The 13,600-nt window shown below is 64.3% G+C and carries 11 protein-coding genes and 1 tRNA gene; 3 read left to right on the top strand and 9 right to left on the bottom strand.

Going from position 1 to position 13,600, the window contains the following annotated elements:
• The first annotated feature begins 276 nt into the window (after nucleotides 1-276).
• Nucleotides 277-1,278: an alpha/beta hydrolase gene (locus tag B0G73_RS09135; RefSeq protein WP_106279972.1), complete on the top strand. Its 1,002-nt coding sequence runs from the start codon at nucleotides 277-279 to the stop codon at nucleotides 1,276-1,278.
• Nucleotides 1,279-1,375: 97 nt separating this feature from the next.
• Here the strand turns inward: B0G73_RS09135 and B0G73_RS09130 are convergent, their stop codons facing one another.
• From B0G73_RS09130 to B0G73_RS09100, 7 genes are all read right to left on the bottom strand, one after another.
• Entirely contained in the window at nucleotides 1,376-1,924 is a 549-nt protein-coding gene (locus tag B0G73_RS09130) for a chalcone isomerase family protein (RefSeq protein ID WP_106279970.1), read from the bottom strand.
• Nucleotides 1,890-3,101 (bottom strand): cyclopropane-fatty-acyl-phospholipid synthase family protein, encoded by a 1,212-nt coding sequence (locus B0G73_RS09125; RefSeq protein WP_106279968.1) that lies wholly within the window; start codon nucleotides 3,099-3,101, stop codon nucleotides 1,890-1,892. Before B0G73_RS09125 ends, B0G73_RS09130 begins: the two co-directional genes overlap by 35 nt.
• Before the next feature lie 12 nt (nucleotides 3,102-3,113).
• Complete coding sequence (locus B0G73_RS09120) at nucleotides 3,114-3,965, bottom strand: DUF1365 domain-containing protein (RefSeq protein ID WP_106279966.1); 852 nt, start codon at nucleotides 3,963-3,965, stop codon at nucleotides 3,114-3,116.
• On the bottom strand, nucleotides 3,962-5,263 hold the full coding sequence (locus tag B0G73_RS09115; RefSeq protein ID WP_106279964.1) for an NAD(P)/FAD-dependent oxidoreductase: 1,302 nt from the start codon (nucleotides 5,261-5,263) through the stop codon (nucleotides 3,962-3,964). The genes B0G73_RS09120 and B0G73_RS09115 overlap by 4 nt, the downstream gene beginning before the upstream one ends.
• Before the next feature lie 233 nt (nucleotides 5,264-5,496).
• Nucleotides 5,497-5,587, bottom strand: a tRNA-Ser gene (locus B0G73_RS09110).
• 206 nt (nucleotides 5,588-5,793) lie between these two features.
• A complete protein-coding gene (gene serS, locus B0G73_RS09105; RefSeq protein ID WP_106279962.1) occupies nucleotides 5,794-7,089 on the bottom strand; it encodes a serine--tRNA ligase in 1,296 nt (431 codons plus the stop codon).
• A gap of 234 nt (nucleotides 7,090-7,323) precedes the next feature.
• Nucleotides 7,324-8,637 carry a replication-associated recombination protein A gene (locus B0G73_RS09100; protein ID WP_106279960.1) on the bottom strand — a complete coding sequence of 438 codons (1,314 nt, stop codon included), beginning with the start codon at nucleotides 8,635-8,637 and terminating at the stop codon, nucleotides 7,324-7,326.
• Between the two features lie 381 nt (nucleotides 8,638-9,018).
• Between B0G73_RS09100 and cytX the strand changes: the two genes are divergently transcribed.
• Entirely contained in the window at nucleotides 9,019-10,335 is a 1,317-nt protein-coding gene (gene cytX, locus B0G73_RS09095; protein WP_106279958.1) for a putative hydroxymethylpyrimidine transporter CytX, read from the top strand.
• A gap of 82 nt (nucleotides 10,336-10,417) precedes the next feature.
• Here cytX and speB read toward each other — a convergent pair whose 3' ends face one another.
• A complete protein-coding gene (speB, locus tag B0G73_RS09090; RefSeq protein ID WP_106279956.1) occupies nucleotides 10,418-11,407 on the bottom strand; it encodes an agmatinase in 990 nt (329 codons plus the stop codon).
• Nucleotides 11,408-11,577: 170 nt separating this feature from the next.
• Here speB and B0G73_RS09085 point away from each other — a divergent pair, with 170 nt between their 5' ends.
• Nucleotides 11,578-12,498: a LysR family transcriptional regulator gene (locus tag B0G73_RS09085; protein WP_106279954.1), complete on the top strand. Its 921-nt coding sequence runs from the start codon at nucleotides 11,578-11,580 to the stop codon at nucleotides 12,496-12,498.
• Nucleotides 12,499-12,586: 88 nt separating this feature from the next.
• Here B0G73_RS09085 and lolA read toward each other — a convergent pair whose 3' ends face one another.
• A complete protein-coding gene (gene lolA, locus B0G73_RS09080; RefSeq protein WP_106279952.1) occupies nucleotides 12,587-13,321 on the bottom strand; it encodes an outer membrane lipoprotein chaperone LolA in 735 nt (244 codons plus the stop codon).
• Between the last annotated feature and the right edge of the window lie 279 nt (nucleotides 13,322-13,600).

The following is a 13,600-nucleotide window of genomic DNA, read 5'->3' as shown; positions in this document are numbered from 1 at the left end:
CGGGGCGCCGCGACGATGATCGCGCTCGTGTGGTTCACCTCGCGGCGATCTGATGGGCCGCTACCGGAATCGTCGCGTGACGACCCTCGCGGCGATCCTCGGCACGGTGGTCGTGCTGGCGCTCAATCTCATTCTGCTGCTGCAAGCGGCCGGGATTTCGCCGTGGCCGCCGTTTCATGCCGCGTGAGCCGGCCGGGTCATAGCGCGACCTGCATCCGCTCGCGGGGTTGGCGCGTACATTGTTCGAACGCATCTCTTCGGACGGATTCGACTCCCATGCCTCGACGCCTGCTCACCTTGACCGCCACGCTGGCGCTCGCCGCCCTCGGCGGCTGCAGCGCGGCCGGCGTGCTGAACGCCGCCGTATCGCACAAGCAGTTCCGCGCCGAAAACGGCCTTGCTTACGGCAGCGCGCCGCGCCAGAAGCTCGACGTCTACGTGCCCGCCGCCGGCGCGCCGCCAGCCGCTTCTTCGCACGGCCGTCCGATCGTGGTGTTCTTTTATGGCGGCAGTTGGCAGAACGGTTCGCGCAGCAACTATCTGTTCGTCGGCGCGGCATTAGCCTCGCGCGGCTTCGTCGCCGTGCTGCCCGACTATCGGACGTGGCCCGACATGGCGTTCCCCGGCTTCGTCGACGACGCGGCCACAGCCGTGCGCTGGGCACGCGACCATGCGGCCGAATTCGGTGGCGACCCGTCGCGAATCTTTTTGATGGGACACTCCGCGGGCGCGCACATCGTGATGCTGCTCGCCACCGATGGCCGCTATCTGGCCGCGCAGCAGATGAGCAAAACCGATATCAGCGGCGTGATCGGCCTGGCTGGCCCGTATGATTTTCTGCCGTTGCACGACGCGACGCTCGAGGAAATTTTCCCGCGGGCATTGCGTGCCGCAAGTCAGCCGATCAACTTTGTCGCCGGCGACGAGCCGCCGATGTTCCTCGCCGCCGGCCAGCGCGATACGACCGTCGATCCGGGCAACACCGACCGGCTCGCGGTGAAACTGTGTGCGTCGGGCGATGCGGATGTCGAAGTGAAGCACTATCCGCGCGTCGGGCATGCGCTGCTGGTGGGCGCGTTTGCCGGGCCGTTGCGCGGCTTTGCGCCGGTGCTCGACGATGCGAGCGCGTTTATCGACGCGCAGGCGAACAATGAAGCGCGGCGTTCGCGTGGCGCCGCCGCATGCGGTGATGCGCAATCGTCGCCGGCCTCTTTCGATGCACAGGGCAACGTTTATCAATTGCGTCGGCAGCGCGAAGGCCACCGCTGCGCCGGGTGACAATGCGGCATCCACAGGAGCGCCCGCCGCCGGCTCCGATTGCGAGAAGCAGAGCAACCGGGGCGTCAACGAATAGCGCCGCTGCAACCCGCGGTAGCTACCGCTCCATACCCAGCAATTGCTTGCGCAAAGTGGGCGCGCGCGTGGAAGGGTCGAGCCAGATGCCGAAGAACGCGCGCGCGAAGGCTGGATCGTCGAACTCGCCGGTCATGCGCTCGCCGGCATAAAAACGCACGCCCTTGTCCGGCAGATACACCGCGCTCAACTGGTCGCCGGGGCTGACGTCCACGAAAGCGTGCAGCATGTCCGCGCGCCAGCGTTCCAGCGTGTCGGCCGGAATCGGCGCGCCCGCCAGACGCTTGATCTCGCTGATGCCAGTGTCCGCGAGGCGTTCGCGTTTAATGCCGCGCGCGTACACGATATGCAGCGCGAAACGGGCGTCGTAATCGACCGGCACGCGTTCGCTCCACATCTGCGCGCGATAGAGCCGGAAGCCAAGCACACTGAAATCGCCTTCGCCGACGAGTTGCGCGGACTGGACGTCGCCGCGCCAGTCCGCGCAAGCGGCGCTCACCCACAACGCCAGGACGAGAGCGACGAAGGCGCGCACGTCAGTCCGCTTGCGAAAGCACGAACTGCATGACATCCGTGCGTCCTTCGTCGAAGCCGGCTTCGCAATACGCCAGATACAGCCGCCACGTGCGCACGAAAATCTCATCGAAGCCTTGCACGCGGATCGTATCGAGTTGCGCTTCGAATGCGCCGCGCCAGCGGCGCAACGTCTCCGCGTAATCGCGGCCGAACGCCAGCGACGTGCGCGCCGTGAGCTTGGCGCGCCGCGCGGCTTGCGTGAAACGTTGCGGGCTCGGCAACATGCCGCCAGGAAAAATGAACTCGCGAATGAAGTCGCTGGTCGCCCGATAAGCGGCAAAGTGCGAGTCGTCGATCGTGATGGTTTGCACTAGCGCGCGAGCGCCCGGTCGCAGACGTTCGCGCAGAATCTGGAAGTACGTCGGCCAGAATCGTTCGCCGACGGCCTCGAACATTTCAATCGATACGACGGCATCGTACTGACCGGTCAAGCTGCGATAGTCGCGCAGTTCGAGTTGCACGCGCTCGCTCAGGCCTGCTTCGTTCACACGCTGCCGGGCGAATTCGAGTTGCGCCGGCGAGATCGTCACGCCATGCACGTGAATGCCCAGACGCGCCGCATGCAGCGCAAAAGCGCCCCATCCGCAGCCGATTTCCAGAATGCGCATACCGTCGCGCAAACCAAGCCTATCGATGATGCGTTGATACTTCGCGTGCTGCGCGTCTTCGAGCGATTGATGGAAATGGCCGTCGAACACCGCACTCGAATACGTGAAAGTCGCGTCGAGCCACTGCGCGTAAAACGCGTTGCCGATGTCGTAGTGCGCGTGAATGTTGCGCCGGCTGCCTGAACGTGTGTTCGGCCTCAGCTTATGACGCAGTCCGTACCAGAGCCGCGCGAGCCAGCCGCCGTACACGGTGCGTTGCAGCGCGCGCTCGTTGCGGATCGCGACGCGCAGCAGCGCGGCCAGATCGGGCGTATCGACCCAGAAAGAGCGCCATGCGTCCGCAAAACCGATATCGCCTTTGCGCAGAATCGCGCCGCACGCGCGCCAGTCACGCATCTCCAGACGCGCGCCGGGCGCCGCGTGCGGATCGCCGAACACGCGCTGCTGACCATCGGGCGTTATGAGGATCAGATGCCCCACCTGGATCCGCTCGAGCAAGGACAGAAACAGACGGCCTGACGCGGGGGCGGTTTGGTGCCCGCTCAGGGTTCTTGAAAGCGCCATGACTGAATCTCCTCAATCGGACGAAATGGGGCGCGCGGCGGCGGATGGTTTGGCGGCTGCGGCGTGGTGGGTGGACGCGTGGTCGGTGCGGGCCGGCGCGGGGTTTTTGCCGTGGAACGGCGCTTTCTTGAGGGCAAGGCGCACGGCCTGCCAATGGATTCTGGCGACAACGCCGACGGTCAGGAGCGGCTGACGCAGCAGCGCGGCGAACGCGGCCGCGCGCGTGAGCGGCGTCAGACGGCCGCCGAGTGCGGTGCGGATCAGCAGACCGTCGGCATCGTGATAGTCGATGGAAACCGACGCGCTGCTGGCCGCTTCCTTCACGCGAAAGGTGTAGCCGCCTTCCACGCGGCAAAACGGCGACACGTGCAGCACTTTGCGGCACATGAGCCGCGTGTTCGTGGTGATCGGCGCGTTGCCGTTTGCGCTGAGCAGATAGCTGTGGCGCTCGCCGAATGTATTGCGCACTTCGGCCAGCAGTGCGCGCAACCGGCCGTCGCGGTCGTGGCAGTACCAGAAACTGATCGGGTTGAACGCGTAGCCGAACACGCGCGGAAAAGCCTGCAGCCAGATACGGCCGTCGGCTTCCTCGATGCCTGCGACACGTAGTTGCTCGCGCATCCATGCGGCGAGGTCGCTGCCGTCGCGCGGACCGTGGTCGCGTCGATACAGACTGAGCGGCCGCCAGCGGTCGATGCCGAACCAGCCGCTATCGAGCGAGGCCAGCCGATCCAGGTCGCATCGCACGTAAAACACGGGATACGTGAAGCGATGATGGTTCGGGCGCAGACGTTCGTGCATCACCTTGCCGGTCAACAGCCAGCCTGCTGGATCGGCGCCGGCATTGTCGCTCGACGGGTTCATAGCCTGGCCCATGCCGGCGATGCGTCGAAATCGGCGGCGACCCGTAGCGCCGATTTCAGACCATCCTCATGGAAACCGTAGCCCGTCCACGCGCCGGCGAACCACGTGCGCCGCTTGCCTTGCAGTGAAGGCAGACGATGCTGCGCGTCGATGGCGGCCAGATCGAACAGCGGATGATCGTAGACGAAGCGGCGCAGTTCGGTGCCCGGCGCCGGCTGGGTGACCGGGTTGAGCGTGACGACGAGCGGTGTCCTGAACGGCAGCGGCTGCAACTGATTGACCAGATAACTGACGCACACTGGATGCGTGCCGTCGACACCGCGGCTGCCAAGATAATTCCAAGCCGACCACACGCGCTGACGACGCGGCAGCAGATTCGTATCCGTATGCAGCACCGCGACGTTCGGTTGATAGCGCACGGCGGCAAGCACGCCGCGCTCGTCATGATCGGCGTCTTCCAGCAGGCGTAGCGTGGTCGGTGCGTGAGTGGCGAGCACCAGCGCGTCGAAGCGCTCGGTGCCGTGGTCAGTGAACACGTTGACGCCATCGGCGTCACGCCGCACGCCGCGCACTGCCGTGCCGATGCGGATGTCGTCGAGCGTGCCGGCTAGACGCTTCACATACTCGCGGCCGCCGCCGACCACGGTCCGCCACTGCGGCCGGCGATTCACTTGCAGCAGTGCGTGGTTCAGGCAGAAGCGCAGGAAAGTCGTGGCCGGGAACGCAAGGATGTCGGCGGTAGCGCTCGACCAGATCGCGGCGGCCATCGGCAGCAAATATTGTCGCTGGAACGCGCCGCCGTAGCCGCCTTCCGTCAGCAGCTCGCCCATCGACGCGCGCGTTTCAATCGCCAGTTCGAGGTTGGTTTGCGCGCTGCCGTTAAACCGCATGATGTCGCGCAGCATGCCGATGAAGGTCGGTGAAAACAGGTTGCGGCGCTGCGCGAACACCGTGTTCAGACTGGTGCCGGCCCATTCGAGACGGCCTTCGTCGAGCGAGACCGAGAAGGTCATGTCGCTCGGATGCGACTGCACGCCGAGTTCGGCGAACAGCGCGATCAGGTTCGGATAGGTGCGATCGTTGAACACCAGGAAGCCGGTGTCGACGGGATGCGTGTGGCCGTCGAGCGTGACATCCACTGTGTTGGTGTGGCCGCCCAGGTAGCCGGCCGATTCGAACAGCGTGACCCGATGGTTGCGCGTCAGCAGATAGGCGCTGGCCAAACCCGAGATGCCGGCGCCGATGACCGCGACCCGCGAGCCGCGCGGTAGTGGTGAGGTCGGTGCGGAATCGGGCATGGGCGCGTCTCCTTGAGCGGGGGACACGCGTTGAATTCAAGAGGTGTGCGGGGCTTGCGGTCCTTGAGGGGATTTACGCAGCGCGGATCTCTTTGGATGCAGCAAGCGGGAATTGTGCTGAGGCTGGCAGGTGACTGGTTTGAGGTGACTGCTTTGTTCGACGAACAGTCCGAAGTCGCGTTGCGTCAAAGCAAAAACCCCACAGAACGTTCGCTCTGCGGGGTTTTTAAATTTGGCGGAAAGGGTGGGATTCGAACCCACGGTACGGGAAAACCGTACGCCTGATTTCGAGTCAGGTACATTCGACCACTCTGCCACCTTTCCGGGTCTACTGAATCACGTTGACTACCGCCTCATCAGTACCAAGCGGGTCGATTGCTTGGGAGAAAAAGATTATAAAACAGCCTATTTCGGTTTGCCAAGCCCCTTGACCCAAAAAAACTTCAGAAGCGCCTGGTACGCCGTACATGTCTCGATGCAACATCAGCACAGTATCGACGCAATTACGATGCCGCCGCTCATGGAACCGCTCATCCAGCCGCCACTTCCAGTCGTTCAATGCCGCCCAGATACGGACGCAACGCAACCGGCACAGTGACCGAACCATCGGCGTTCTGGAAGTTCTCGAGCACCGCCACGAGCGTGCGGCCGACGGCCAGACCCGAGCCGTTCAGCGTGTGCACCAGCTCCGGCTTACCCTGCGCATTGCGATAACGCGCGTGCATGCGACGCGCCTGGAACGACTCCGTGTTCGAGCAGCTCGAGATTTCGCGATACGTATTTTGTGCCGGCACCCACACTTCCAGGTCGTACGTCTTGGCAGCCGAGAAGCCCATGTCGCCCGTGCACAGCGTGATCACGCGATATGGCAATTCCAGCTTCTGCAGGATCGTCTCAGCATGGCCGACCATCTCTTCCAGCGCGGCGTACGACGTTTCCGGCGCGACGATCTGCACCATCTCGACCTTGTCGAATTGATGCTGGCGAATCAGACCGCGCGTGTCGCGGCCATACGAGCCCGCTTCCGAGCGGAAGCACGGCGAATGCGCGGTCAGCTTGACCGGCAGCGCGTCCGCTTCGAGGATGCTGTCGCGTACCGTGTTCGTCAGCGAAATCTCCGACGTGGAGATCAGATACTGCGTGACCGTGTTTTCGTCGCCGCCCTTTTCGACGCGGAACATGTCGTCGGCAAATTTGGGCAACTGGCCGGTGCCGTACAGGATTTCCGGATTCACGATGTACGGCGTGTAGACCTCCGTATAGCCGTGCTGCTGCGTGTGCGTGTCGATCATGAACTGCGCGAGCGCGCGATGCAGCCGCGCAATCTGGCCGCGCAACATCGTAAAGCGCGCGCCCGAGAGCTTCGCGCCGGTCTCGAAGTCGAGCCCGAGCGGCGTGCCGACATCGACGTGATCCTTCACCTCGAAATCGAACTGGCGCGGCGTGCCCCAGCGCCGCACTTCGACGTTGCCGGTTTCGTCCTCGCCCACCGGCACGCTTTCATGCGGCAGATTCGGCACGCCCTGGAGCAGTTCCGACAGACGCTTCTGGATGTCGTCGAGCTTCGCCGCCGACGCCTTCATCTCGTCGCCGATCCCGCCCACTTCGGCCATCACCGCCGAGGTGTCCTCGCCCTTGCCTTTCATCGCGCCGATCTGCTTCGACAGGCTGTTGCGGCGCGCCTGCATCTCTTCGGTACGGGTCTGGGTATCGCGGCGTTCCGCTTCGAGCGCGGCGAAGGCCGCCACGTCGAGGGTATAGCCGCGGTCGGCGAGGCGCTTGGCGACGCCGTCGAGGTCTTTGCGCAGCAGCTGAGTGTCGAGCATGGGATGGGGCGGGTATTCGTTGTATGAAGGTGGGATTTTAGCGCACCGGCGCGGGCGGCCGGTGCGTTAGATGGCCGGCGTGTGCGGAATGCCGACACGGCGCGCGCTAAGGCGCGGAACGAGGAGCGGGTCGAGGCGCACGGCGAGGCATGAAACAACGCGTACATCGAAGCACAAAGCGAGGCGCGAAACCGCGCGCAAAGCGAGCCGGAGCGCGAGAGGCGCTCGAAACCGTCAGCCCTTCTTCGGTTTGTTCTCGCTGCGCCACTGCGCATCGAGCTCGGCCAGACGCGCCATCTTGTCGCCGATTTTGCCTTCGAGGCCGCGCGGCGTCGGCTCGTACCAGTGCGGATCGCGCATGTTGTCCGGCAGGTAGGTTTCACCGGCCGCGTAGGCATCGGGTTCGTCGTGCGCGTAGCGGTACTCGTGACCGTAGCCGAGTTCCTTCATCAGCTTGGTCGGCGCGTTGCGCAGATGCACCGGCACGCCGCGCGACTGGTCCTTGCTCACGAAGCGCCGCGCCTCGTTGTACGCGTTGTATCCGGCGTTCGACTTCGGCGCGACCGCCAGATAGATGATCGCCTGCGCCAACGCCAGTTCGCCCTCGGGCGTGCCCAGGCGCTCATAGGTTTCGGCGGCATCCAGAGCGATGCGCGCGGCGCGCGGATCGGCGAGGCCGATGTCTTCCCACGCCATGCGCACGATGCGGCGCGCCAGATAACGCGGGTCCGCGCCGCCGTCGAGCATGCGGCAGAACCAGTACAACGCGCCGTCCGGGCTGCTGCCGCGCACCGATTTATGCAGCGCGCTGATCTGATCGTAAAATGCGTCGCCGCCTTTGTCGAAGCGGCGCAGATTTTCGGCGAGCGCGCTGCCGAGCAGCGCGCCGTCGATTTCGGTGGTTTTTTGCTGCGCCGCCGCCCGCGCGACGATTTCGAGGTTGTTCAAGAGCTTGCGGCCGTCGCCGTCGGCGGAGCCGATCAGCGCGTCGCGGGCTTCGTCGGTGAACGTGAGGCCGCCGAGCTCCTGCTGCGCGCGTTCGAGCAACTCGCGCTGCTCATCGTCGGTCAGGCTTTTCAGCACGTAGACGGCGGCACGCGAGAGCAATGCGCTATTCACCTCGAACGACGGATTCTCGGTCGTCGCGCCGACGAACACGAACAACCCGGACTCGACGTGCGGCAAGAACGCGTCTTGCTGGCTCTTGTTGAAGCGGTGCACTTCGTCGACGAACACGAGCGTCTGATGCCCGTTCGCGCGATGAATCTGCGCGGTCTCGACCGCCTCGCGGATATCCTTCACTCCCGAGAGCACGGCGGACAGCGCGATAAACTCCGCGTGAAACGCATCGGCCATGAGCCGGGCGAGCGTGGTTTTGCCGACGCCGGGCGGGCCCCAGAGGATCATCGAATGGGCTTCGCCGGATTCGAACGCGACCCGCAGCGGCTTGTTCGGGCCGAGCAGATGCTTCTGGCCGATCACTTCGTCGATATTGCGGGGCCGCAGGCGTTCGGCGAGCGGAACATTGGCACGGGTTTCTTCAAACATGACGTTTTGGGGATAATCTCGGCTTTTCCGGACGCGGTCCGTGTGAAGGCGGCGTACTGCCGGTGAGCCACGCCAGCACGCGAAAGTGCGGGCAACGTCCTGCATTATGACAGTGACGGCGCCTGGGCAAGAATCGCCCGGCTCCCGGACGAACACACGCGGCGCGCCGGGAACGACTCGCCCGGTCGCAATCCGGCAACGGTTGAAGCAATTGGAAGATCGAGCGGACAGGGCAGGCAATGCATGACCTGACCGCGGACATAACAGCAGACACAAGCGTCGACACAACTTCGCAGCTAGATTGGCAACTGAGTTGGCAACTGAGTCGGCAAACAGGTTTGCAAATAAGTCGGCAAGCACTATCAACAGGGACAAGACCAGATGGCACAAGATCCACTCACCGGCGACGCCGGTTCCACCTACGCACCGCTCACGCCGGTGCCCGACGCGCGCCGCGCGTTCCGCACTGGCGACGCCTTCGCGCTCTGGTTCTCGCTCGGCATAGGCCTGCTGGTCGCGCAGGCAGGCGCGCTGCTGGTGCCGGGATTGTCGCTGCCGCACGCGTTGCTGGCTATCGTGATCGGCAGCGTGATCGGCGTGGTGCTGCTGGCGCTGGCCGGCGTGATCGGCACGGATACGGGGCTCGCGGCCATGTCGTCGCTGCGGCCGACGCTCGGCGTGCGCGGCGCGTCGGTGCCGGCCGTGCTGAACGCGGTGCAACTGGTCGGCTGGGGCTCGTTCGAGGTGATCGTGATGCGCGATTCCGCCGACGCGCTCGCCAGACAGGCCTTCGGCCTTTCCATGCCGCTCATCTGGACGGTGATCTTCGGCTTGCTCGCGACGCTGCTGGCGATCAGCGGCCCACTCTCGTTCGTACGGCGCTTTCTGCGCACGTGGGGCATCTGGCTGCTGCTCGCGGGCGCGGCGTGGCTCACGTGGAATCTGCTCGCCAAGCACGATCTGGCCGCGCTGATGCGCCGCCCCGGCACAGGTGAGATGTCGTTTGGCGGCGCGATCGATCTGGTGGTGGCCATGCCGCTCTCATGGCTGCCGCTGATCGCCGACTACACGCGTTTCGGCCGGAAGCCCGGCGAAACCTTCCGCGGCACGCTGATCGGTTACGGCATCGCCAACATCTGGTTTTACGCGCTCGGTGCGATCTACGGCCTCGCGGCGGGCGGCGGCGACACGCTGTTGACCGGCGCGCTGGCGCAAGCGGGCGGCGGCCTTGCGCTGCTGCTGATCCTGATCGACGAAGTCGACAACGCCTTCGCTGACATCCACTCGGCGGCGGTGTCGACCGGCACGTTCTGGACGCGCGGCAGCGTACCCATGCTGTCGGCGGCGTTCGGCGCGCTGTGCACGCTGATCGCCCTTGCCGTGCCAATGGCGAAGTATCAGAACTTCCTGCTGCTCATCGGCTCGGTGTTCGCGCCGCTGTTCGGTGTCGTGCTGGTGGATCACTTCATCGTGCGCAAGCGCCGTATCGAAGTTGCCGCGCTCGCCGACGTGCGCGGCCGCTATGGCTTCTCGGGCGGCTGGCATCTGAGCGCGTTCCTCGCGTGGGCGATCGGCATCGTCGCGTATCAGGTGATCAATCAATGGCTGCCGAATCTCGGCGCGACCTTGCCCGCGCTGGTGATCGGCGCGGTGTGCTATCTGGTGTTCGTGTCGGCGCGCAAGACGGCGTATGCGTGAGGCTCATACGAGCTAGCGTCTGCGTCAGATAAAACGCAAAGAGGCCTGCAAATGCAGGCCTTTTCTTATCGCTCGAATCGTTTTAGCGTGTGGACGCCCGATACTCGACGCCCGGCAGCACGCACAGCAACTCGAACGCGAGGTTCGCGCCGAGCAGCGCGGTCGTGCCGAACGGATCGTAAGGCGGCGCGACCTCGACCAGATCGCAGCCGACGATATTCAGCCCACGCGAGCCGCGAATGATTTCCAGCGCCTGCGGCACCGTCAACCCGGCGATTTCCGGCGTGCCCGTGCCCGGTGCAAAAGCCGGATCGATCCCGTCGATGTCGAACGTGATGTACACCGGACCGTCGCCCATGCGCTCGCGAATCCGCGCCATCAGCGGCACGAGCGACTGGTTCCAGCACGCCTCGGCCTGCACCACTTCAAAACCCTGATCGCGGCACCAATCGAAGTCTTCCGCTGCGTAACCCGTGCCGCGCAAGCCGATCTGCACGACACGGTCGCAATCGAGCAAGCCCTCTTCCACCGCGCGGCGGAACGGCGTGCCGTGCGCGATCTTCTCGCCCATCATGGTGTCGTTGACGTCGGCGTGCGCGTCGACGTGAATCAGACCGACCTTGCCGTGCTTGCGATGAATCGCGCGCAGGATCGGCAACGCGATGGTGTGATCGCCGCCCAGCGTGATCGGCTTGCAATCGTGCTGAAGAATTTCGTCGTAGGCGGTTTCGATGCGCTTGATCGAATCGTGCAGGTTATACGGATTGATCGCGACGTCGCCGAGGTCGGCCACGCGCAGCGAATCGAACGGCGCGGCGCGCGTCGCCATGTTGTACGGACGCAGCAGCACGGATTCGCTGCGGATCTGGCGCGGCCCGAAGCGCGCGCCGGTGCGGTTCGAGGTGCCGAGATCGAACGGCACGCCGACGAAGCAGGCGTCGAAGCCTTCGGCCGAGCCGACGTTCGGCAGCCGCATCATCGTCGCGATGCCGCCGCAGCGGGGCATGGCGTTGCCGGACAGCGGTTGCGGCCGTTCGCCGGCTTCTGGGGAAATGAAGGAAGAGGGATTCATCGTGTCTCGGCAATGAAAAGGGGGCAGCAAGCAAAAACATGCGGACCGGCCGAGGAGAAGCATCAGAACCGCACCTTGCCGGACGAATCTCGATTCTTGAGCAGTTTCCTAGAAGTTAAAATACCGACGGAATAAACTTCACATTGATCTTCAGCGATGTATCCTGACGTATGTTCTCCCAACTCACCGATCTCGACCTGCGGCTCATCCGCGTATTTCTCGCCATTGTCGATGCGGGCGGCGTCTCCCCGGCCCAAGCGACGCTCAACGTCGGCCAGTCGACCATCAGCACGCAACTCGCCACGCTGGAAACCCGCCTCGGCTACCGGCTGTGCGAGCGCGGTCGCGGCGGCTTCAGCCTGACCGCGCGCGGCGAGCAATTCATCGACGCGGCGCGCGCCCTGCTGTCAGCCGTCGATACCTTCGGCATGCAGGCGCGCAACGTGGGCCGCAAGCTGGTCGGCACGCTCGATATAGGCATGATAGGCCACACGCCGGTGTCGGCGAGCGCGCGCATCAGCGACGCGATCGGCCGGTTCCGGGCGCGCGATCAGTCCGTGCGATTTTCGATTCTGGTGCGCTCGCCGGGCGAACTCGAAGAACTGCTGCTCAATGGGCGCATTCAGATCGGCATCGGCTATTTCTGGCATCGCGTGCCGTCGCTCGAATACACCGAGGTGTTCGCGGAAGATCAGTTCGCCTATTGCGCGAAAGGGCATCCGTTGTTCGCTCAGGCCGGTGAGGTGCCGCCCGCGGAGGCCGCGCAGCATGAATGGGCGTGGCGCAGCTATCCGCTGCCCGAAGCCGAGAGTTCGACCACGCCGCAGAACGTCACCGCAGTCGCGGACAACATGGAAGCGGTCGCGATGCTGGTGCTCTCCGGGCATCATCTCGGCTATCTGCCGGGACATTTCGCGGCGCCGTTCGTCAAGCAAGGGTTGCTCGCCGCGCTGAACCCGGCGCAGATGCGTTATCGCGTCGCGTTTCACATGGTCACACGGGCGCGGCAGCATCGTACGGATATCGTCGAAGCGTTTATCGACGATATGAAGGCCGCGCATCCGGTGCAGGTTCTGGAAGTGGACGAATAGTGGCCGACTGGTGACCAAATAACACTGCAATAAAAAAGCCACGGCATGCCATGGCTTTTTAACGATCGCACGCCAACTGCGTATCGGCTTATCCGTTGATCACGTCCGCGCCCTTCGGCACCGTGAACTTGAACGCGTCGGCCGGCAGCGGCGGATTCTTCTGAATGTTCGAGAAGGTCAGCAGCGTCACGTTGCCGAACACGTCGTGCAATTCCATCGCTTCGAGATTGCCGTCCTTGAAGCCGATGCCGACGCGTTGGAACTGCGTGTCTTTCGCTTTCGGCGTGAGTTCGAGCCAGTCGATGCCGGCCTTCACGCCCGCATCGCGCAACGTGAAGTTCTTGTCGAGATCATTGCTGCCGAACAGGATCGCCGCCGGGCTCGCACCGAGCGCACCGCCGAGGCTGCGCACCGTCACCTGATTCAGATCCTTGTCGTAGACATAGAGCTTGTCGCCGTCTGCCTGCAACAGTTGCGCATAGGGCTTCTCGTATTGCCAGATGAACTTGCCGGGACGCGCGAACGTGAAGGTGCCGCTCGACGTGCCGGTTTTGCCCGTCCCTTGGGTCGACAACGCGCCGCTTGCGCCTTGCGCTTTGCTCGGCGCCCGCACTTCCTGCTGGACAAAAGTGCCGCGCGCCGAATGCACTTGCGCGACGAACGCCTTCAGTTGCTCGGTCCCGCTCGCGAACGCCTGCGACGCGAACAGCACCGACGCGCCGATCGCCAAGCTGCCGACGCCGCGCACAAAGCTGCGGGCGAACTGGCCAAATCGGTTGGATTGAGCATTCTCTCGTGCGTGCTGCTGCGCGAATAGCTGCATGTGGTTTTCTCCCTTGATTGAATTCGTTGAGCGGTCGTGACCGCTTGCTTGCGCGTTGGGCAATGCCTTGGGTGCCCATATTTGGCGAGGGGCTGCCGCGATGCCAGCGAGCCTGTTTCCCATCGGCGCCGTACTCAGACGGGTCATGGGCAGCTTAGCCACCCCGCCTTAAACGAGCCTTAGGGTAGAGCGACCGGCCCTTTGATGCCGAAAAGCATCGCTCGCCCAAACGAGCCTTTGACGCGGTGGCAACGCCTCTACGCCACAACGCGTGGCTTG

This window comes from Paraburkholderia sp. BL25I1N1, assembly GCF_003002025.1.
Classification (GTDB): domain Bacteria; phylum Pseudomonadota; class Gammaproteobacteria; order Burkholderiales; family Burkholderiaceae; genus Paraburkholderia.
The sequence above is the reverse complement of the archived record's forward strand: the minus strand, read 5'-3'. Positions and strand labels throughout refer to the sequence as shown.